This is a genomic window from Komarekiella delphini-convector SJRDD-AB1 (assembly GCF_014831675.1).
In the GTDB taxonomy this organism is placed as follows: domain Bacteria; phylum Cyanobacteriota; class Cyanobacteriia; order Cyanobacteriales; family Nostocaceae; genus Komarekiella.
Genome location: NZ_VJXY01000004.1, coordinates 122,753 through 141,640 on the forward strand (window position 1 = coordinate 122,753; position 18,888 = coordinate 141,640).

An 18,888-nucleotide genomic window follows, 5' to 3' on the forward strand; every position below is an offset into this window, starting at 1 on the left:
GGTGATTACTCTAATTCAAACGTCACCGTTACGTTTCCCGATCCTACTGCGGCTTCAAGCCCTGAAGGATCGTCCATCCGTCCGAGTTTTGTATAACTGTATTGCGTCGGAAATGTTTTATAGAAAAGCACTAAGGTATTGCTTCCCCAAACCATCAGATCGCCTTTGTTGATTGTTTTGGGATTGGAAGAGTCGGTCGGCAAATTGTTCGAGAAATCATATTTTTTCTCGTTGCCGTTCAGTTCATCCATCTTCAGCTTCAACGGCAGCATCGCTTTGAAAGCGTTTGCCGTCGCATTGTCAAAGAGTGTGGTATTGAAAGTCTTTGACCCGATTTTAATCTTTATCTTATTGCCTTTAGTCTCGTTGGCAGCATTACTGCTTTGATTATTAATATTTGTATTACCACCAAATGCCGATTGGTCTTGACTGCAACCGACGGAGCTACCGAAAAGAAATGTTGCTGAAAACATCATTACGATTAAGAATTTTATATTGCTCATTCGTCTTTTTTCAAAGTGAAACGACTTCTTGGTTTCTGCTTCCTGATTACTTTAGATTCGTTTTGAAAAAGCCTTCCAGCTTGTCAAAAGGAATCAGATCGGTTTTGTCGTATAAATCAACGTGTCCGGCATTCGGAACAATAACCAGTTCTTTCGGTTCGGCTGCGCGTTTGTAAGCATCCTCACTAAACTCTTTTGAGTGAGCCTTATCACCCGTGATGAAAAGCATCGGACGAGGGGAAATCGTTTCAATGTCATTGAACGGATAAAAGTTCATAAACTTAGTGTTACTGCTCAATGTCGGATGCGTCGTCAGTTCCGGCGACCCTCCCTTTGGGGTATAGTCACCTCGCGGAGTGCGGTAGAATTCATAAAATTCACGCTGAATAGGATGAGTGTTTTCATCCAACTTATGAACAGTCCCGCCCGTATATTTGGTTTCGCCGCCGGTAAACTCTGCGTAACGCTGCTCCGCAGCCTCAGCTATAAGTTTCTTTCTCTGCTCTAAGGTTTGCGAATGGTTAAGTGCATTTCGGTTGGCTGCTCCCATATCGTACATACTGACAGTTGCGATCGCTTTCATTCGCGGATCAATCTTAGCGGCACTGATAACAAAGCTTCCGCTACCACAAATTCCAATTATTCCGATTCGGTTTTTGTCAACAAATGGACGCGTCCCAAGAAAGTCAACTGCTGCACTGAAATCTTCAGAATAAATATCAGGCACAACAACGTTGCGTGGTTCGCCCTCACTCTCTCCCCAAAAAGACAAGTCAACAGATAAAGTCACAAACCCTCTTTCAGCCATATTTGCAGCATACACGTTAGCACTTTGTTCTTTTACAGCTCCCATAGGATGCCCAACAACGATCGCCGAATGTTTTTTACTTCGATCTAAATTCTTGGGAATAAATAGATGTCCCGCAACATTCATTTTGTATTGGTTTTTAAAAGTAACCTTATACATTGCAACGTTGTCGCTTACCTTAAAAGTTGTATATCCATTTGGTGTTATTTTTTCCATTTCTTTTGTTTTTTCTGATTGTCCTTTTTGTTCTGTTTGTGTGTAAACTTGCCCGCTTATCATAGGAGCTATCATCGCTAAAATTAATATATATTTCATATAATTTCTCCCCTTTTGATTGTGAGATTTACAGATTGAAATTGTTGCTCTATTAATCTTAAATTTCTCCAAATATCAATCTGGTTTTATCAGCAGCGTTTCTACCGTTTGCTGTATGAGTTCAATTATGCGGGCGTGAAAACGGATAGCGTTAGGACGTTCATTGAAAAAAACCGGACAATTCTCCAAAAAATCGCCGTGCAGCGTGCTGAACAGAAACAAAATATCTAATATAAATTTATGAACCAAAAAGAAGCAGAATTTGAAAAGCGAAAGATGCAGATCAATCGGGAGGAGCTGATCGAAAGAATGATTCGTCTCGCTCCCGAAAACAGCCTTTTGGAAGTGTTTCCGGGCATTTTCATATATCAATCGTCGAAACCGACCGAGAGCCAGATATCCGTATTAAAGCCCGCCTTCTGCGTCATCGCGCAGGGCAGCAAGGATGTGCTTTTGAACGATGAATTATTTCACTACGATTCTGGTCATTACTTAATCTCGACGCTTGATTTGCCGATTATGAGTAATGTCGTCGAAGCGTCCGAGGAAAAACCTTATTTGAATCTTCGCATAGACCTCGATCCGGCGCTTGTAGCTGCGGTGATGATTGAATCTGGCATCGAAACTAAAAAAAGCGGCACTGGAGTCAAGGCGATGGATGTCAGCCCAGTTGATGCCGATTTGCTGGAAGCGGTCGTCAAATTGGTGAAACTATTTGACACGCCGGACGAAATGAAGTTTCTCGCGCCGCTCATTATCCGCGAGATCATCTATCGGCTTTTAAAGGGAAAACAGAGCGCACGCCTGGGTCAGCTTATCACTACCGAAGGCGACGCGCAGCGCATCTCCAGGGTGGTCAAGCAAATCCGCGAGAACATCGATCAGCCTCTGAAAATCGAAGATACAGCCCGCGAGATCGGCATGAGCGTGTCAGGCTTTCACCAACATTTTAAGTCCGTCACGGCGATGAGTCCTTTGCAGTTCCAGAAACAAATACGGCTTCAGGAAGCGCGCCGTCTGATGCTCGGCGAAAACATGGACGTGGCGATCGCCAGCTTCCGCGTCGGTTATGAAGACCCTTCATATTTCAGCCGGGAATATAAAAAACTATTTGGTATTCCCCCGCATCGTGACATCGCCAAGCTGCGTAGCAATTTAGGCCAATAAGAATTGGACAGTTTAAGAAGTGAACTTAAGACATCACCTCATAATTTGGTTGAAATTCTAGTGTCCCTTTGCGTTGATTAGTTTCATAGGTGGGCTAGAACCAACAGAGTGTTCTGATTATTCTGTAACTAGCTAAAATTTTAACCATGTAGGGGTAGAGCTAGCAATGTAGGCAAATGACCGAACTATATAAGGCTGGAATCATTGAGGTAACAGAAGCAGAAGATGAAGATGAAGATTTATTTGAAGTTGCGGTGCATTTTGACGGCGATATTTTTCTTCCCAACGTCGTTTTTGAAGGCAAAGACCACGCATTGCGGCAAGCTAAAAAGCTTTATGATTGGCTAGAAGCTAATCCAAAAGAAATCAAGGGAGAGCAACTGCGTTGGCAATCATACACAGTTAATCGTGAATTTCTAAGAGAGTATCCAGCCTGCTATTTACCTTACTACTATTCAACATACGAACAAAGTTTAGAAGTTTCAATTGTTGAGCGAGACCAAGAAGCCATTGCTTATGGTTGGTTGAGCGCTGAACCTTTACCTTACTATATGGACAAAGAAGATGGTTTGGTAGTTCTTGGAGACATTTCAGATGATGCTGTGCTAGCTGGTTGGCATAAAGCTATTGATATACGCATTCACATTTACTCTTTTATCTACCAGTCAAATAGCAGTCACAAGCTTTAATGCTCAGTTGACAATTAGGAGCTTTAGGTGCAGCGAAAAATCGAGTTAAAAAGAGGTGTTGATAATACATCTGTTGAAGCCTATTTGGTAGATTTAGTCCAAAGACATGTTGATGATTATGTCAATTATTGGGTAGAAAACTTAAGGTTATTTAGTCAAGAAGATAAATACTGGGACTGGATATTCAAATTAAGATATATTGCCAATCAAGAAAATCTTGAAGGTTACGCAATTGAGTGCGAAAACAAAACTCAAGGATTAATGATAATAGAAACGCAAATGCACGGTTCCCGGTTAAATGTTGGTAAGAGGCTAGTTTATGTTGATGGTATTGCCACTGCCCCCACTAACCGAATCGAGATTCAACGCCCGCCTCAATTCAAAGGTGTTGGTCAAGCACTATTAAATTTCGCAAGAATTAGAAGTGTTGAGCTTGGGTATGAAGGTAGAATTGGGTTGCATTCCTTACCAAGGTCTGAAGGATTTTACGAAAAACAAAATATGTTGAACTGCGGTTCGGAAGAAGAATATGATAATTTAGTCTATTTTTAGTATGGTGTATTGAGAGGAAGATAAAGGCTGATCGGGTAAAATTTTATGAATCATCAACAGCAAAAGGATAATTCTGAGGCAAACGAGTCAATAACAACCCAAGAAGCTATAGATTTACTTTTTGGTGAAGGATGGCTCGAAGAGGCTGTTTGCATCGAAGATGAAGCAAATTGTACGATTGGCGCTGGTTTGGATTGGGGTAATGCATTGCCACCTTTAATGCTCAACCTTCCTTTATTTGGTCGTCTATCAACGCTGCGTGTATCTCTCAACCGCGAAGTCAGGCTAATAATTGAAACATGGGATTTAGGTATAGGTACAACTTCTGCGACAGAAACAAGATGAATATGGCTTTAGTTTGGAAATCCCAGATAAAGCAAGAGCTTTAGGCTTTGCTGAAGCAGAAAAACTTCCTTATGAATATCGACAACTTCGTGAATATGGAAAATTAAATATAACTGGGGCGAACGCGGTAGCAGAGGTTACTATCACTCTTAGCCAGATCCATGAGAACTAAATCTATCTGGTATGATAACAAAATCAAGTATATTAATGATAAATATTACCGAGATAATCAAAATTAGTTTTGTGTAATCCAAAAGGAACTGATTGATGACTGGTAAAAACCGCAGTCGCTATTCTTCAAACTGGGATACTATCGCACTTGAGGTCAAATCAAAATCAGACTGGAAATGCACGCGCTGCGGTATGCAATGCTTACGTCCAACTGATAAAAGAGATGGATTAAATCGTAGAGAACGCAGCATTAAAACGTTAGTGGTTCACCACCGAAATTATACGCCCGAGGACAACCGAGCAGAAAATCTCGCGGCTTTATGCAGCAGCTGTCATATGCTGTTCCATACGCGCAGACGGGGAAACATATCACCAGGACAACTATCTTTGTGGTAGAAAAACTAGTAGTTTAAGACAAATCAATAGTAGATAGTTATCATAAAGGTAAAAGATAAATATTATCTTTCTAAGTCAACATCACAACATTTGCTGACGCAACAACTTCGTTGAAAAATTGAAGTTGTATAGACATGAAAACTACTACGAGTTCTAACCCAAAAACTAACCAAAAATTAGTAAAATTTGCACAGCAAATTCAACAAACAAGCACCTTCATAAGCGAAGCAGATTACTACGACTACGAAGCAGAATTAGCACAAGAAAAATCAGACTACTATCACTTGCAGTACAGATACTAAATTCAATCTCCCTTCAAGCATCAACTCTTCTTAGTCAACAACTAGTAGCAACTAACTGCTAGTTGTTTTTTATATCAAAAGTAAATTATGACTTCAGCAATTGAACGTGAAATCAACCAACTCACTCTCAAAGAATTAAGCCTAGATGCTGCTAAACTTTGGTCACAGATAGAAGAAGCAGGCGAGTTAGGCGAACAGGGTAATGTAGAACAACTCGTACAAGAACTTATGACTATTCAGGATGGTATCGAAACCAAAATCGATGCGATCGCCTGGGTAGTTGACCAGTTAAATCTTGACCTTGAAACCTGGGAGGAAAGAAAAGCGCGAGTAGCCGAACTCCACGACCGGGTAATTTCACGTCGCAAAACTCAACTTGAACAAATCAAGCGCACCCTCATCCACCTACACGAGATTGGATTAATCAGTGACAAAAATATCGGTAAAGAAAGGGTAATTGAAATCAGGGATAACCCACCAAAAGTCGCTAACTTACTAGTAGAGGTAGATGATGAAGATTTTCCTGATGAATTTAGAGTTATTAAGTACCAAGCTAATAACAAGGCAATTCTTGAAGCCTATAAATCTGGTAAAGATATTAGCAATGTTGCCGAGGTAACTATCGGGAAACAGGTGCGGTTTAAGGTGCAATCAGGTAGTAAGTCTCGTAACAAGAAAAACCACAACTAATGGCATACGCCCCGACCATGTGAATCAAACATAGGTAGATCCCATCATTTTACAAAAATATCATCAAATGGTTAAGGGTCAAACCTTAATCATTTTTATTTTTTTTAAAACCTATAGCTCAATTTTAAACTTCTTAAAAAAATCATCAAACCTTTGCGTAAATTTAAACTCAGTGAAGATATAATCTATGAAATTATAGATATCAATGACAGTAACAGTAACTATGTCGGGCTAAATACAAACATCGTGACGATAGGTTGATATATTTAACCTTATTTAGTGTGGCTAAATAAGTAATTGCGATTGATTAGGTAGTTTATATTTTTCAACTATCAATATGATAACTCAAACTACTGCTAAGTTTAAGTTTAATCTGAAGGGATGCAATCACCCTAAATAAAAACTTAAATATTAGTTATCGGGAGCAAGCTTGAAATGTCATATCACAAAAACCGAAGTATAGTTATCCGTAACGCTATTATCGACAGTTTGTTTATCCTCTGGTGTTTATTTTGGCGCACTGGTTTGGGGCTAACGTTTTTCACCATTTATGCTTCTCTTGGCTACATATATAGCTGGCCATTCTATCTTGCAATTTCGATTATTTTGGGATTTGCCCCTTGGGGCTGGAAGGTACAAGAAGAAAGAAGGGATAGAGAAGAAGAACGAAAAATGAGGAAGTTGAAAAATCAAATAGGGGACGATTTTATCTATGCCAAAGCCGAATCAAATATCGAGATAAATTACAGGGGAGTTATCTTCCTCAAGTCAGTATTTGGTCTATTTGTTAGCGGCTTTTGGGGGATAATACTTGGCTGGAAAGCTATTTGGAGTATGGTAGTACAGTTAGTAGATAATATCAAAACAATTGTTAAATATATATAAAATAACATTTTCATCCAACCAAACCCAAGAGTTATTTCATCACTATTTCAGCAACATCTGGAGACAGTAAGTATTAAAATATAACTTATTTTTGAGTCTTGAATTAATAGAAAATTTATTAACACTTCTGATAAATAAGCAGCAATTAAATAATTTTACGTCATTCAATAATATTCAATATCTCTGGTTTTGAAATAACATCAAATCTGACAGAGTAATTTTGTAAAAAAGCATTTTTAATATCACACAAGCTCACGCTTAATATAAATAGAAAGCTGGCATATCGCTTCATAAATAGCCAGTTACTAGTTATATCAACAGGAGTTACAACAATGGAATTAGCACAGTATATGCTGACAGGGCTTCTCTACGTGATTATTTACGGATTTTCCACTTTCTTTATTTTCCAGTTCTTAATAGAGATATCTATCGCTTTTGAAAAACACTGTAACCGCACTACATCTATAAAACCCACTGTAATTCAAACCGAAACCTTAACTGAAAAATCCAAAATTCGGATATCTACCAAAAACAAATATCAAGTATCTACAACTAAACAGATGACTGTTGAACAGTTAAGAAAGAAATGTTCACAAGTTGGAATAAAATGGAGTTACGCTATCCAAGAAACCAAAACAGGCAAGAAACGACATCTTAACCGAGAAGAAATGTTAATAGCCTTAAGCCAAATTAAACAGTCAGCATAATAAAAATATAAACTGATAGTAATTAATTCTATTATCAGTTTATATAAAATGGACAAGTACTGTATTTGTTGGCGAAGAAAAAATTCTAGTAAGGACGCATCACCCTTAATTTTCACTCATCCAAATTCTAAACAAGAAGCAATGATCAGAGGTGATTATGGAGAGATGGAATTATGGGATAACCTAACTGCTGCTCAAGCAGAAGTAGAAAAATTTAACCACAGATACCCCAATCTTTTCTTTTGGGTAAAAGAACCAAATGTCAAATAATCATCCCTACAAAATTATTCCTGACAGAATTACCAAACTAGCTTCATACCAAATTTTCGTGTTTGGCAGTAACACGGAAGGAAGACACGGTGCTGGAAGTGCTTTATTTGCGCGACAGTACTGCAATGCAGAATGCGGCAATCCGCAAGGACGGCAAGGACAATCCTGGGCGATCGCAACCAAAGACCTAAGTAAAGGTATCCGGTCAATCCCCCTTCTCCAAATCAAATCCCAGATTGAGAAACTAGTCGAATATGCAAATACTCATTCTGAACTAGAATTCCTAACAACTAGGATTGGATGCAACCTTGCAGGATACACCGACCTAGAGATAGCTTCTCTGATTGGCAATTTCAATCTTCCTCCTAATATCTGGCTGCCCCAAGAGTTTGTTGATTGCCTCATAGAAGATAAACCAACCCTAAAAGTGGCATTCATGGGAAACAGGCATCAAAAATTTGATGAGTCAAGATGGAAGCAGGTGCGTAGCCGACTCGAAGGCATGATTGTTCGTGCTTGCGTTCGTGAAGCGACTCTGCAGGAGTATCGCGCCCTTGAGTGGGGCTACAAACGCATCCAGTTCTATTCAGGCATGGCATTGGGAGTTGATACCACAGCAGTAGAGATAATCTTAGGCTTAAAGGATAAGTACCCTATTGAGATAAACCTCACTGCTGTCGTACTCTGCACTAACCAAGATGCCAAATGGAATAATCTCGATAAGCAGAAGTATCATTGGCTGTTATCCCAATGCGACGCTATCAAATTTGTCTCTAACTTACCTTATCAAGAAGCTGGAGGAATCAAATGTTTAAATGCTCGTAACCGATGGATAATTAATCAAATAAAAAATGTCCACGATATGATGATTGCTATCTGGGATGGGCAACCAGGGGGAACAGCTAATTGTATTGCCGATGCAACAAAATTAAACCGTAGAGTCATAATTTATAACTGGGTTACAAGCACTTATCAAAAGTTCGGAAATTGGTAAATTAATCAGCAGTCTTATTGACTGTTGATTGATATTTATTAATAATATTTTTAATAAAAAATAACAAATAATAAATTACAACATAGGCTACACCTAAAATAAGTGGTGCAAGGAGTGAAATCACTCTGTTGAAGGTAGCATAATGCTACCTTTAATTTCTTTAAGTTTGACAGCCATTGTCAGTGAGGACATGACGAGAAAATAAGAGGCAAGCATAATACCAGGTAAAACTAATATTTGCCACGGTGGCAACTGCCATCTTACGAATTTATCAGCATTTGGGCGACTGAACCAGAGGTGATCGCCTCTGGTTCTGAATTGCCAATTGGCAATTTTAAAAACATTCAGCTGGTTCTAGACAGTAATCTTCTTCCTTTGGACAAGATAGCCTTGGCGATAATCACTCTTCTTTAATTTGGAAGCTTGACGTGCAGACCACTGACGCATAGGAGTAACCTTCTCTACATGAAGTAGCTTCTGGCGATAAGTATCATTGCCCGTTAGTTGAGCGATCGCACCAGCAATAAATCGAGCGCAGCGTTCTGGTTGAGACGAGACTTGTTCCTCTGCAAACCGAATGACAAGCCAGTTGGCATCGGCAAAACACTTGTTCCTGTAGTCATCCTCCCCGATACAGTGGGTAGGCTTAAGAGTTGCAAACGAAATTGGCTCATCAACCTCCAAATCTATGTGTAAGCCAGTATTTGGTTCAATAATAAGAAAATCAGCCGTAAATGGTAGTCGATGCCCTGGAGGAAGCATCACCTGCTGGGGAGAAACAATTTCACCAAAATAGTGTTTGAGAACATTTTCAAACAGCCCCTCACTTGCCCCGATTGGTGCATCTCCCTGTCCAGACGGAAAAACTAAAGGGGTAAACTGTTTTTTTTCTTTAACTAACTCTGGGATAACAACAATTGGATATTCTGGTGTCTTTGCCATACTTGCACTAACTCTTCATACTGCAATTATCTAAATTCACAACGCCATTACACAATCAACAAAATACTGAAATTAAATCAACTTTTTTCTAATTTATGGACGCAAGAATTAGAAAATTATCAGTTCTCGTACAGCATCTCTTCTGGATAAGATTACTTCTGAGTACGCTACAAGCAACTAAGATGAAGTCTAGCTTTGACTATCTAGAAGACCTTCTTGCGGACAACTATCCAATCATTGCCTGCGAATCTCCCCTCCAAGAACGTCACCGCCTCCTCACCCGGATCACTACTTACTGTCAGCAAGCAGGCAAAAAAGCCTACATCTGGAATCTCAGCGAGGACAGTATTAAAGAACTAGTAGTCAGCGCCGAAGAAAATCTGGTTCTTCGAGAGTTTGACCACTATAAACCTTCCATAAAACAAAATAAAGAAGACTATTTTCAAGTACTCAATTTTTGGAAGGTTTATTCTGGCACTGGAGTATTAATCGTTGAGAATATCTTCCCTTGGATAAAAGAAAATACACCGAAAGAAACCGATTTTATTATATCAGAATGGATTAAATCGTCGTTAATCAATCTCAAATTTCATACCAAAGATAGTGGCAAAACTACTATATTACTAGGAGCCAACGCTGAGATAGCAAGCGAAATAGCGGCAGAAATTCCCCTATGGAGTCAAGAACTACCAGATGCACAAGAAATTATTGACAGTTTAATTAAAAGCAAAAATTTTTCTTTCACATATACGGAACAAGACTATTTAGAAATTGCTAACGCTAGTGCTGGTTTGTATATTTCTGATATTATGTATTGCCTAAACGATATTAGTAAAAATCATGATTTAGGAAATTCTAGTGAGATAGCCAAGCTTCTGCTATCAAAAAAAATTCAACTGCTCAACCGCTTGTATGACATTGAATTCTTACCTCCGCCAAAAGTCCAACTTGGTGGGTTAGAACTTATGCAGCAGTCATTCAAAAAGTTCAAGCGATTGCTTACCCCGCGTGCCAAACAATATAATCTGCGTGTACCCAAAGGGATTATGCTTGTAGGGCCACCGGGAACGGGAAAATCACACTCAGCAAAAGCCTGTTCCCAGAATATGGGTATTCCTCTTATCATGGTCGATTGGGGCAACTTTAGAAGTTTTGGCAACCAAGCAGAAATGAAGCTTAAACGCTTGTTGCGACTGGCAGATAGGCTCAATCAAGTAATTTTGTACTTCGACGACTTTGATAAAGGCTTCGCTGGGGATGATGACCTCGCCAAACGGCTTGCTGGTCAGCTGTTGACATGGATGCAAGAGCGCACGTCAGATGTACTGGTCATCGCCTCAGTCAACCGCATGGAATGGCTGCCACCCGAACTCACCCGTGCTGGACGGTTTGACTATTTATTTAAGGTAGACCTGCCCAATAATGGGGAAAGATATAGTATCTTCAAACTGCACGCTGCCCGATTTGACGAACGTTTTCGCAATGGCGGCGACCCCTGGAGCGAGGAACAGTGGCGCAGAATTCTTAAAGCCACCAATCGGTGTGTAGGTGCAGAAATCCAGACAATTGTAGAACGCGCCGCTAGTACCATATTCTGCGAAACAGTAATAGAAGATACCTACGCATCAAGCAAACTTCCCGCACTCGAACTAACAGTCGAGGCATTGCTAGAAGAACGCCGGCAGATTAACCCGCTTGCCATCCGCGAAGCCGATAAAGTCGAGTCGATGCGTAACAAAGCTGACCAACAAGCTTTACCTAGTAGTCCCCTCGATGAAAGCAAGTTTGCTGTTGGTAACATCGAGATTTTTAGCTAATGAAAGGAGCCAGAATACAGAATTCAGGAGTCAGAAGAACTCCAGCCATAAAGGAAGGAGTTTCGCGCTGGTGGTTAAAAACTTTTTTGTTTTGCTTAACAACTCTGACGAGGCTTTAAACCAACAGTTAAGAGTCATTCGTACAAAGTCCTCAAGCCTTACGCAAGCTTTCTCCTGAATTCTGACTCCTGAGTTCTGAGTTATGACTACTTCTTTGTAAACATCATAAATCAATTCAAAGTTTCATCGTGTTTGGACAAAAGCAAATGTAACCAAAACATTTCAACAGATCGTAATGCCTGCCATTTCTAACCACTTTACTACTTTATTTATCTAAAACTATGGAAGTCACAAGACAAACCGCTCAAACCAACATTCAAACTAAACAAGCACAAAATCCAGAAAAAAGCCTATTTTTCAAAATTCTCAATATCGTTGGGCCAATTGCTGGTTTTACTGCTGCCCTCTCACCCCTACCACTATACTTTTGGACTCGCCAGCCCCAGTATCTACCTATTGGTGCAACCTTTACCAGTAATAATCAAACAGTTCAACTCGAACTAGCAAACGATAGAAAAGAATATGCCCACGGACTCAAATTTCGTGACTCTATTCCCGAAAATCACGGAATGCTATTTGTCCTCAACAAACCTGAAAAAGTTAAACTTTGGATGCAGGATACATATATTCCTCTAGATATGATATTTCTCCAAGACGGAGTTATTAAATCAATCGTAGAGGCGGCTCCTCCCTGCAAAACAAAAACCTGTCCTAAGTACGATTCAGTCTATCCTGTTAACCAAGTTATCGAACTACCTGCTAACAGTACCAAAACCCTCAACCTCAAAGTAGGCAAGAAGCTCCATCTCGACTTCAACCCAAATCAAACGCAGAATTAGTTGACGGACAATTTATTTCACTGGGTAAATTAACGGTAAGCCACCGTAATTACACTACCTCACATATCAATTACTGACCCCCGATATAGACTATATCGGGGGTCAAACATTATGAAATAAACCACTGATTTAAATGTTGAAAGTTGTCAATTCAATTTTTCTAATTTTTTACTAATGATTTACTGAAAAACATAGTGTTTAAAAATGGAAAATTCTTAGATGCTTTTACGGATATTAGTCTCATAAAATAGGTTTACAAGCGAGAAGTTGGAGCAGAGATTTACTCCAATCCAAACTATGTACTAGGGGCAGACTCCGCCAACGGAATAAAGCAGTAATTCAGTCGTAATTACCCCTACAAAGTTTCATCCAGTAATTTCCGAAATCATCTACTTTTTTTATGAGAACAGACTACGAATCTAATTTTAGCAACGATCGCATTCCTTCCTACGAAGAATACGGATACCCCGCTCCCACCCGTCGCCGTCGCAACTGGAAAGAAAACGCCAGCATCGCCGGACTAATGGCAGTTGGTACTGGCTTGATGATTGCAGATATCTCGATTCATCACATGGTAATGGCATCGCTGGCCTTTGGAACTGGCATTGTAGCGTTACTACCCAAGGAAGCAAACTTGCTACTTTCCAACTTCGAGAAATGGCAGCGCAAGTATGGCATCAATATCTATACCGTCTTGTTCTGCTTAGTAGGTGTAGTATTTATGTTGGATATCGCCGCTGCACCCGCAAACGCCCAGTTCATGCAAAACGCAGAGGACTTTTTCACAGAGTATTTTACAGGTGTTGACGCAGACATCATTAAATACGTATTCGCAGTACTGCGCGGTTTGTTCCTAATTTACCTCGGTATTGGTCTGATCCGGGTCGTTCAATCAGCCCGCAATGACGAGGATTGGCAAACAATCGCCCGTACACCAATTATCATTGCCCTCACAGTTGTAGTTGGAGATTTGCTTGCAGGACTGGTAACAGGCTGATACCAAGTCTTCAAAAAAGCCACCACGAGTGGCACAATTCCACAAGTGCCACTCATCAAAATTTCAAAAACTGACTTTTGTCTTTCGTAATAATGGGCAGAGAACGGGAATTTCGTACTGTCAACCGCGTATTAGGAGACCAACCACGCCTCGGGCCATTCCCCGCCGACCAAATTGTTCCCTGGAGTGCGATCGCTCTCATCTCCTACATGGTAGTCAAAGGTTTTATGCAAGCTTCTTGGCTCGCAACCGGAATTGTAACCGCTTGGGGATGGGCAACTTGGTGGACAGTAAGTTCTAACAAAGCCTTTTTTGGTAAGTTTGTCGGCACGCCCCGCATCACCCGTGGCTATAAACCATTTGTCTCTGTCGTTAATCCTCTACAACCTCAACCCAAGAAAAAGCGCCAGCTGAAAAAACGCAGATAAAGCTTCTCAATTAATAAATATCACCGAACGAAACTACAGGCTATGAGTTCGACCGCCTCAACGAAAATAAAGCACAAAATTGGTAAAAAATCCCTTGATACTGAACAATTAGGCGTTGTCAAAAATCTGACACCCTTTGAGGATATTACTCATTTAGCCGGGATTGCAAGTATCTCGCTTGCTGGTCGTAGAGATATTGGCGCACTTATTCTCCAGAAAAAAGAGGACATTCAAATCAAGTTCTGCTTTGACGTACAAGGAATTCACCCATCCTTGCCCGAAGAACAGATTATCCCAATTTTTGAAAATATTGAGGGCGGACTCAAAGAACTTCCCGAACGCGAAACTTTGACAATTCACCTCGGTTCGTTCACTGATGACTTTCTCCGGCAGCAGGAACTAAAAAATATAGAGGATAAATGTGACCTAGAGCAACTAACTCTGCTAGTGCGATCGGAACGTCTGCGAGCAAGAGAACTCACTGAAGCGGGAACTCGTAAAAACAAGTTCTTACGCTTCTGGTGTACCTATAGCGTCCTTGCTTCTGAAGACAGTCGCTCAAATGATGCGATTGAAAAAACTATCAAACAATTGCAGAATGCCTGGTTCCAATTTACTGGACAAATTCACGGTGTTCGGCAAGAACGAATCGAAACAATCCTACGGGATAGTTTTACCTCTGGGTTTCAACGGTGGGAACAACTTTTTACCAACTCAATGGGCCTTTCAGTACGAGCAGTCACCAGTGAGGAAGTATGGTCAATTCTTTGGAGTCAGTTTAACCGTAGCGACGCACCCAAGGTTCCCAATCCCCTGATATTAGATGAAGAGGGGCTTCGAGAAGTTCAAACCAGCGATTTCCATATTCGCCACCTGATGCTGGAGAATGAAAAATCTGTCCCTTTTCTCGATCGCAGCTGGGTAAGATTGCAAGACAAGTATATCGGCGTTCTCCAGTTTAGCGAAAAGCCCCAAGGCTGGGTAGACGAATACGCCCAGCTTCGATACCTCTGGGAGGTAATATCCAAAGAAAAAATTTCCGACACTGAGATTATCTGCCAGCTATCTAAAGCTAACCAGGGACTTGCCAAAACTGCTCTTCAAAGAATTACCAAACAGTCAATTACCTCCAGCGCCATGTCTTCTGAGAAGGGGTCAATTGACGTAAAAGCCAATATGAACATCGAGGAGGCAGTTAAGGCACAAGAAACTATCCTCAGAGGCAGTTTGCCCATCCACACTGCTCTTGTATTTTGTGTTCATCGTCACAGTCGTCAAAAACTCGATGAAGCTTGCCAATACCTTTCTAGCTGCTTCTTACGCCCTGCCGTAGTTGATAGAGAAATCGAGTATGCTTGGAAGACATGGTTACAATGCGTACCTATTGTTTGGGAAAACCTACTCACAAGACCCTTTAACCGTCGCCTTCCCTATTTCTCATCAGAAGTTCCCGGACTCATGCCGATAGTTAGAACGGCTACGGGAGATAAATCTGGGTTCGAGCTGATTGCTGAAGAGGGAGGAACCCCAGTACATCTCGACTTGTACAACCAGCACAAAAATCTCGCTATTTTCGGTACTACCCGTGCTGGTAAATCTGTCTTAGTAGCAGGTCTATTAACACCTGCCTTAGCTCAAGACATTCCTGTAATTGCACTTGATTATCCCAAACCCGATGGTACTAGTACGTTTACCGACTATACCAAATTCATGGGAGAAGAAGGAGCATATTTCGATATTAGTAAAGAGTCGAACAATCTATTTGAATTACCTGATTTAAGGGGGTATGAGCCTGAACTTATTAAAGAAAGAATGACCGATTTCAAGGAATTCTTGAAATCCACATTAATGATAATGGTACTTGGGACAAACCCTGTAGGGGTAAGTCCGACAATGGTATCCAATATCGAGAGTATCATTACAATCACAATTGAAACTTTTTACAACGATGAAGATATCAAACTCCGGTATAAGCTAGCACTAGAAAATGGATTAGGAACACCTGAATGGGCAGATATTCCAACACTTAAAGATTTCTATAATTATTGTTCGCCTGGATTTATTAAACTCGATTCCATCACCAATAATAGTAAAGAAATTCTCGATGCTCTTGACCAAATCAGATTGCGATTAAAGTTCTGGCTAAATTCACGAGTTGGGCAGTCAATCGCCAATCCATCTAGCTTTAGAACTGATGCGCGACTACTGGTATTCGCACTGCGATCGCTTGGGAGTGAAGCTGATGCAGCAGTCCTTGCCCTTAGCGCCTATTCCGCAGCATTACGTAGAGCTTTATCATCTAAAGTATCAATATTTTTCTTAGATGAAGCGCCGATTTTATTCAGTTTTGACAGCATAGCCGAGCTAATTGGTAGACTCTGCGCCAACGGTGCAAAAGCAGGTATACGTGTAATTTTATCTGCCCAAGAACCAGAAAGTATTTTCCAAAGTAAGTCTGCTGCCAAGATATTTGCTAACATCACTACCCGCCTTATTGGTCGGATTCAAACATCAGCTGTTGACCCATTTGTTAACAGGTTTAAATACCCTTATGAAATTATTTCGCGTAATAGTACCGAAGCATTCTTCCCAAAACGCGAGAGTATCTACTCACAGTGGTTACTTGACGATAATGGCAAGCTTACCTTCTGTAGGTATTACCCAGCTTATTGTTTACTTGCAGCAGTAGCAAATAACCCGAATGAGCAAGAATTACGCACTCTCTTCCTCAATAAATATGCCGATAATCCAATGCTGGGTATGGTGAGATTTTCTGAGGCATACATACAAATGCTTCGGGGAGATGAGTTAAGCGAAGAAGCAAAACAATTACTGGATAACAATAACAATAAGCGATTAAAGCCAGCAAAAATTATAGAAGAAAAACTAACAGATAACCTGGGTTTGGAAAAATAAGAATCAATAAATCATAAACAAGTGGCTTAAATTTAATTGCCACATTGGTTATTTTATCCACAAAAAGTATGAAGCCAAAGTTAAAGCTTACTAAGAAAGGGGTAATAATCGGGTCAATCATTGGTCTGGTTACTTTACTCGGTACAGCACCTAGTTATGCCTTCTTAATTGACGATTTCTTCAAGGTTTTAGGCAAATTCAATAACTATTTTGAGGAAACCAAAAACGAACTTACCGCAGCAGCTAATGAATGGGGTGGGATGAAAAGCGAAGCTAAAACTGCTATTCAGACTGGCAGTATGGATATGCCAGACCCAGTAAATTCAGCAGAAAAGCTCAAAGAGCAACTCAAGGAAAAGGGTAACTGGAATGAAAGTAACACAGTTGAAGGTGCTGTAGGTGCAGCTAACGAACTGGAGAGAGAAACCACCCGCGCCACGATCGCAAGCGTCTTAGGGGAAGTCGGTCAGGAACGTACCAAAAATGAAATAGAAGCAACTGAACAAACTGTAGCTGAGGCCAAAGAACTTGCGGAATCTGCACAATCAATGGATGCTTCACAAAACATCCTCAAGGTAATTGCTGCCCAAAACTCGCAAATTGTCTCAATGTTGGGGCAATCCCGCACCGACGGACTGCAAGCACGGCACGATGTCCAGCAAACTAACCTGATGCTATCTCAACTTGCCGAACAAGGGGCAAGCGATCGCCGTCGTCAAAACCTGATGATGGACGGTATCAGCGCCCAGTACATCGAAATCAGCGGGTTTAGCAGTCTCAAAACTACTGCTGGGCAATAATTCACCCTAATTAGTTGGTCATCTCTGCAATTGAGATGACCAAACCTTCACGCCTGTTAATCAAGTGCTATGTTAGAACACCTCATAATTGCAACCGACCCATTTTTTGGACAAGACATTTTAGAAAATGCCGCCGCTGGAGCGCAATTAGTAGCTGAAGGTTTCAATGAACTTTGGCAAGAAACCCTCAACGGTAGCTTGTATGGCTCGATGTGCAAAGTTGGTCAGTTTTTTGCGATCGCCACACTTACCCTTTTTATGGTTGAGTTAGGCAAAAACTGGATAAATCAAGAGGATATGAAAGCTCTCTCCAGTTGGATATGGCCCATCCTGGTTATCGGGCTACTAGCTAACAATGGCACTTTACTCAGAAGTGGAACACTCGCCATACGAGGATACATTAATACTGTCAATAGTGACATTCTTGAATTTACCGCTGCTGGAGCAAACCTAGAAGTAGCATTCAATCGAGCAGTCGGCAATATTGCCCTCCAGCAGCAAGTAGGGGCGGCAATGGAAAGATGCCGCTCAATCCCTGGTAACACGCAAGATTCAATCACCTGCTTGCAACAAGCAGAAGCAGAACTCAAAACCTCTGCGCCCGATCTATTTAAAGGAGAAGCCCCCGACAGCGGTAGTTGGGAGTTTAACCCACTTCAGGCTTTATCTGATGCCAAAGATGCGCTCAACGACCTCTCCCCCGGTCAAATTGCCGAAAAGATTGGTAATTCTATCACCAGTACAATCGGCTCGATGATCACCGGATTTGTCGCAGTCATCCTCCTCGCCCTAAATAACGCCTACCAGTGGGGTATCGAATTCACGATGCTTTTAACTGCCCTGCTTGGCCCATTGGCAATAGGCGGTTCACTACTCCCTTTTGGCGCAAAACCTATTTTCGCTTGGCTAACTGGTTATTTCACCGTTGGAATGGCAAAACTTTGCTTCAACATGATTATTGGTTTGTGCGGACAACTAATTGCTAATTCCGAACAAAACCAACCGATGATATTTCTCCTTTTTGTTGGGTTGGTTTCTCCTATCCTTTCATCTGCATTAGCCGCAGGTGGTGGAATAGCTGTTTGGACAGGATTAGGTAAGACAGTAGCATTTGGATCTGAAATTGCAGCAGGAATCGCTACTGGTGGAGCAAGTACAACTGCTACGGTTGCTGTCAATGCCACCAAATTTGTTAGTTCAAAAATTAAAGTTAAAAAGTAATTAGTCAGAATTCAGAAGAAATGAGACAGCCAGCCAAGACATTTCAAGATTTGATAGTTTGGCAAAAGCACATC

The 18,888-nt window shown here is 40.9% G+C and carries 21 protein-coding genes; 18 read left to right on the plus strand and 3 right to left on the minus strand.

All coding sequences use genetic code 11. The features are described 5' to 3' along the window. Positions 1 to 5: 5 nt before the first annotated feature. Both FNW02_RS05705 and FNW02_RS05710 read right to left on the minus strand, forming a co-directional pair. A complete protein-coding gene (locus tag FNW02_RS05705) occupies positions 6 to 503 on the minus strand; it encodes a cyclophilin-like fold protein (RefSeq protein WP_225225453.1) in 498 nt (165 codons plus the stop codon). Between the two features lie 46 nt (positions 504 to 549). Further along, entirely contained in the window at positions 550 to 1,626 is a 1,077-nt protein-coding gene (locus FNW02_RS05710; RefSeq protein WP_191756591.1) for an alpha/beta hydrolase, read from the minus strand. A gap of 240 nt (positions 1,627 to 1,866) precedes the next feature. On the opposite strand from FNW02_RS05710, the gene FNW02_RS05715 reads away from it, so the two are divergent. The 11 genes from FNW02_RS05715 to FNW02_RS05765 all read left to right on the plus strand — a co-directional run bounded on the left by FNW02_RS05715 (position 1,867) and on the right by FNW02_RS05765 (position 8,794). Further along, a complete protein-coding gene (locus FNW02_RS05715; protein ID WP_191756592.1) occupies positions 1,867 to 2,793 on the plus strand; it encodes an AraC family transcriptional regulator in 927 nt (308 codons plus the stop codon). A gap of 176 nt (positions 2,794 to 2,969) precedes the next feature. After that, the gene (locus FNW02_RS05720) at positions 2,970 to 3,482 is read left to right on the plus strand and encodes a hypothetical protein (protein WP_191756593.1); all 513 of its coding nucleotides are present in this window, start codon (positions 2,970 to 2,972) and stop codon (positions 3,480 to 3,482) included. Positions 3,483 to 3,509: 27 nt separating this feature from the next. Continuing rightward, positions 3,510 to 4,034, plus strand: coding sequence for a GNAT family N-acetyltransferase (locus tag FNW02_RS05725; protein WP_191756594.1), 525 nt, complete (start codon positions 3,510 to 3,512; stop codon positions 4,032 to 4,034). A gap of 45 nt (positions 4,035 to 4,079) precedes the next feature. Further along, the gene (locus tag FNW02_RS05730) at positions 4,080 to 4,379 is read left to right on the plus strand and encodes a hypothetical protein (protein WP_225225454.1); all 300 of its coding nucleotides are present in this window, start codon (positions 4,080 to 4,082) and stop codon (positions 4,377 to 4,379) included. Between the two features lie 13 nt (positions 4,380 to 4,392). Continuing rightward, positions 4,393 to 4,551 carry a hypothetical protein gene (locus FNW02_RS05735; protein WP_191756595.1) on the plus strand — a complete coding sequence of 53 codons (159 nt, stop codon included), beginning with the start codon at positions 4,393 to 4,395 and terminating at the stop codon, positions 4,549 to 4,551. A 529-nt stretch (positions 4,552 to 5,080) separates the two neighbouring features. Next, complete coding sequence (locus FNW02_RS05740; protein ID WP_191756596.1) at positions 5,081 to 5,248, plus strand: hypothetical protein; 168 nt, start codon at positions 5,081 to 5,083, stop codon at positions 5,246 to 5,248. Positions 5,249 to 5,335: 87 nt separating this feature from the next. Continuing rightward, positions 5,336 to 5,938 (plus strand): siphovirus Gp157 family protein, encoded by a 603-nt coding sequence (locus FNW02_RS05745; RefSeq protein ID WP_191756597.1) that lies wholly within the window; start codon positions 5,336 to 5,338, stop codon positions 5,936 to 5,938. A gap of 435 nt (positions 5,939 to 6,373) precedes the next feature. After that, positions 6,374 to 6,823, plus strand: a complete 450-nt coding sequence (locus FNW02_RS05750) for a hypothetical protein (RefSeq protein WP_191756598.1) — start codon at positions 6,374 to 6,376, stop codon at positions 6,821 to 6,823. A 332-nt stretch (positions 6,824 to 7,155) separates the two neighbouring features. Beyond that, positions 7,156 to 7,530: a hypothetical protein gene (locus FNW02_RS05755; RefSeq protein WP_191756599.1), complete on the plus strand. Its 375-nt coding sequence runs from the start codon at positions 7,156 to 7,158 to the stop codon at positions 7,528 to 7,530. A gap of 141 nt (positions 7,531 to 7,671) precedes the next feature. After that, entirely contained in the window at positions 7,672 to 7,800 is a 129-nt protein-coding gene (locus FNW02_RS39475) for a hypothetical protein (RefSeq protein ID WP_263627718.1), read from the plus strand. Beyond that, positions 7,790 to 8,794 (plus strand): A1S_2505 family phage non-structural protein, encoded by a 1,005-nt coding sequence (locus FNW02_RS05765; RefSeq protein ID WP_191756601.1) that lies wholly within the window; start codon positions 7,790 to 7,792, stop codon positions 8,792 to 8,794. Before FNW02_RS39475 ends, FNW02_RS05765 begins: the two co-directional genes overlap by 11 nt. A gap of 354 nt (positions 8,795 to 9,148) precedes the next feature. Here FNW02_RS05765 and FNW02_RS05770 read toward each other — a convergent pair whose 3' ends face one another. Next, positions 9,149 to 9,736: a hypothetical protein gene (locus FNW02_RS05770; protein WP_191756602.1), complete on the minus strand. Its 588-nt coding sequence runs from the start codon at positions 9,734 to 9,736 to the stop codon at positions 9,149 to 9,151. A 182-nt stretch (positions 9,737 to 9,918) separates the two neighbouring features. Here FNW02_RS05770 and FNW02_RS05775 point away from each other — a divergent pair, with 182 nt between their 5' ends. The 7 genes from FNW02_RS05775 to FNW02_RS05805 all read left to right on the plus strand — a co-directional run bounded on the left by FNW02_RS05775 (position 9,919) and on the right by FNW02_RS05805 (position 18,814). Beyond that, entirely contained in the window at positions 9,919 to 11,553 is a 1,635-nt protein-coding gene (locus tag FNW02_RS05775) for an ATP-binding protein (protein WP_191756603.1), read from the plus strand. A 341-nt stretch (positions 11,554 to 11,894) separates the two neighbouring features. Continuing rightward, a complete protein-coding gene (locus FNW02_RS05780; RefSeq protein WP_191756604.1) occupies positions 11,895 to 12,452 on the plus strand; it encodes a DUF192 domain-containing protein in 558 nt (185 codons plus the stop codon). A gap of 400 nt (positions 12,453 to 12,852) precedes the next feature. Next, on the plus strand, positions 12,853 to 13,449 hold the full coding sequence (locus FNW02_RS05785; protein ID WP_191756605.1) for a hypothetical protein: 597 nt from the start codon (positions 12,853 to 12,855) through the stop codon (positions 13,447 to 13,449). 92 nt (positions 13,450 to 13,541) lie between these two features. After that, positions 13,542 to 13,877 (plus strand): hypothetical protein, encoded by a 336-nt coding sequence (locus tag FNW02_RS05790; RefSeq protein ID WP_191756709.1) that lies wholly within the window; start codon positions 13,542 to 13,544, stop codon positions 13,875 to 13,877. 42 nt (positions 13,878 to 13,919) lie between these two features. Then, a complete protein-coding gene (locus FNW02_RS05795) occupies positions 13,920 to 16,793 on the plus strand; it encodes a hypothetical protein (RefSeq protein WP_191756606.1) in 2,874 nt (957 codons plus the stop codon). Positions 16,794 to 16,861: 68 nt separating this feature from the next. Further along, positions 16,862 to 17,593: a hypothetical protein gene (locus FNW02_RS05800; RefSeq protein WP_191756607.1), complete on the plus strand. Its 732-nt coding sequence runs from the start codon at positions 16,862 to 16,864 to the stop codon at positions 17,591 to 17,593. A gap of 69 nt (positions 17,594 to 17,662) precedes the next feature. Then, entirely contained in the window at positions 17,663 to 18,814 is a 1,152-nt protein-coding gene (locus FNW02_RS05805) for a hypothetical protein (protein WP_179070519.1), read from the plus strand. Positions 18,815 to 18,888 lie beyond the last annotated feature (74 nt).

Bases quoted from the DNA above. Each gene is read 5' to 3' on its own strand.
- FNW02_RS05705 (WP_225225453.1), bottom strand. From the start codon at position 503: ATGAGCAATATAAAATTCTTAATCGTAATGATGTTTTCAGCAACATTT.
- FNW02_RS05710 (WP_191756591.1), bottom strand. From the start codon at position 1,626: ATGAAATATATATTAATTTTAGCGATGATAGCTCCTATGATAAGCGGG.
- FNW02_RS05715 (WP_191756592.1), top strand. From the start codon at position 1,867: ATGAACCAAAAAGAAGCAGAATTTGAAAAGCGAAAGATGCAGATCAAT.
- FNW02_RS05720 (WP_191756593.1), top strand. From the start codon at position 2,970: ATGACCGAACTATATAAGGCTGGAATCATTGAGGTAACAGAAGCAGAA.
- FNW02_RS05730 (WP_225225454.1), top strand. From the start codon at position 4,080: ATGAATCATCAACAGCAAAAGGATAATTCTGAGGCAAACGAGTCAATA.
- FNW02_RS05740 (WP_191756596.1), top strand. From the start codon at position 5,081: ATGAAAACTACTACGAGTTCTAACCCAAAAACTAACCAAAAATTAGTA.
- FNW02_RS05745 (WP_191756597.1), top strand. From the start codon at position 5,336: ATGACTTCAGCAATTGAACGTGAAATCAACCAACTCACTCTCAAAGAA.
- FNW02_RS05750 (WP_191756598.1), top strand. From the start codon at position 6,374: ATGTCATATCACAAAAACCGAAGTATAGTTATCCGTAACGCTATTATC.
- FNW02_RS05755 (WP_191756599.1), top strand. From the start codon at position 7,156: ATGGAATTAGCACAGTATATGCTGACAGGGCTTCTCTACGTGATTATT.
- FNW02_RS39475 (WP_263627718.1), top strand. From the start codon at position 7,672: ATGATCAGAGGTGATTATGGAGAGATGGAATTATGGGATAACCTAACT.
- FNW02_RS05765 (WP_191756601.1), top strand. From the start codon at position 7,790: ATGTCAAATAATCATCCCTACAAAATTATTCCTGACAGAATTACCAAA.
- FNW02_RS05770 (WP_191756602.1), bottom strand. From the start codon at position 9,736: ATGGCAAAGACACCAGAATATCCAATTGTTGTTATCCCAGAGTTAGTT.
- FNW02_RS05775 (WP_191756603.1), top strand. From the start codon at position 9,919: ATGAAGTCTAGCTTTGACTATCTAGAAGACCTTCTTGCGGACAACTAT.
- FNW02_RS05780 (WP_191756604.1), top strand. From the start codon at position 11,895: ATGGAAGTCACAAGACAAACCGCTCAAACCAACATTCAAACTAAACAA.
- FNW02_RS05785 (WP_191756605.1), top strand. From the start codon at position 12,853: ATGAGAACAGACTACGAATCTAATTTTAGCAACGATCGCATTCCTTCC.
- FNW02_RS05790 (WP_191756709.1), top strand. From the start codon at position 13,542: ATGGGCAGAGAACGGGAATTTCGTACTGTCAACCGCGTATTAGGAGAC.
- FNW02_RS05795 (WP_191756606.1), top strand. From the start codon at position 13,920: ATGAGTTCGACCGCCTCAACGAAAATAAAGCACAAAATTGGTAAAAAA.
- FNW02_RS05800 (WP_191756607.1), top strand. From the start codon at position 16,862: ATGAAGCCAAAGTTAAAGCTTACTAAGAAAGGGGTAATAATCGGGTCA.
- FNW02_RS05805 (WP_179070519.1), top strand. From the start codon at position 17,663: ATGTTAGAACACCTCATAATTGCAACCGACCCATTTTTTGGACAAGAC.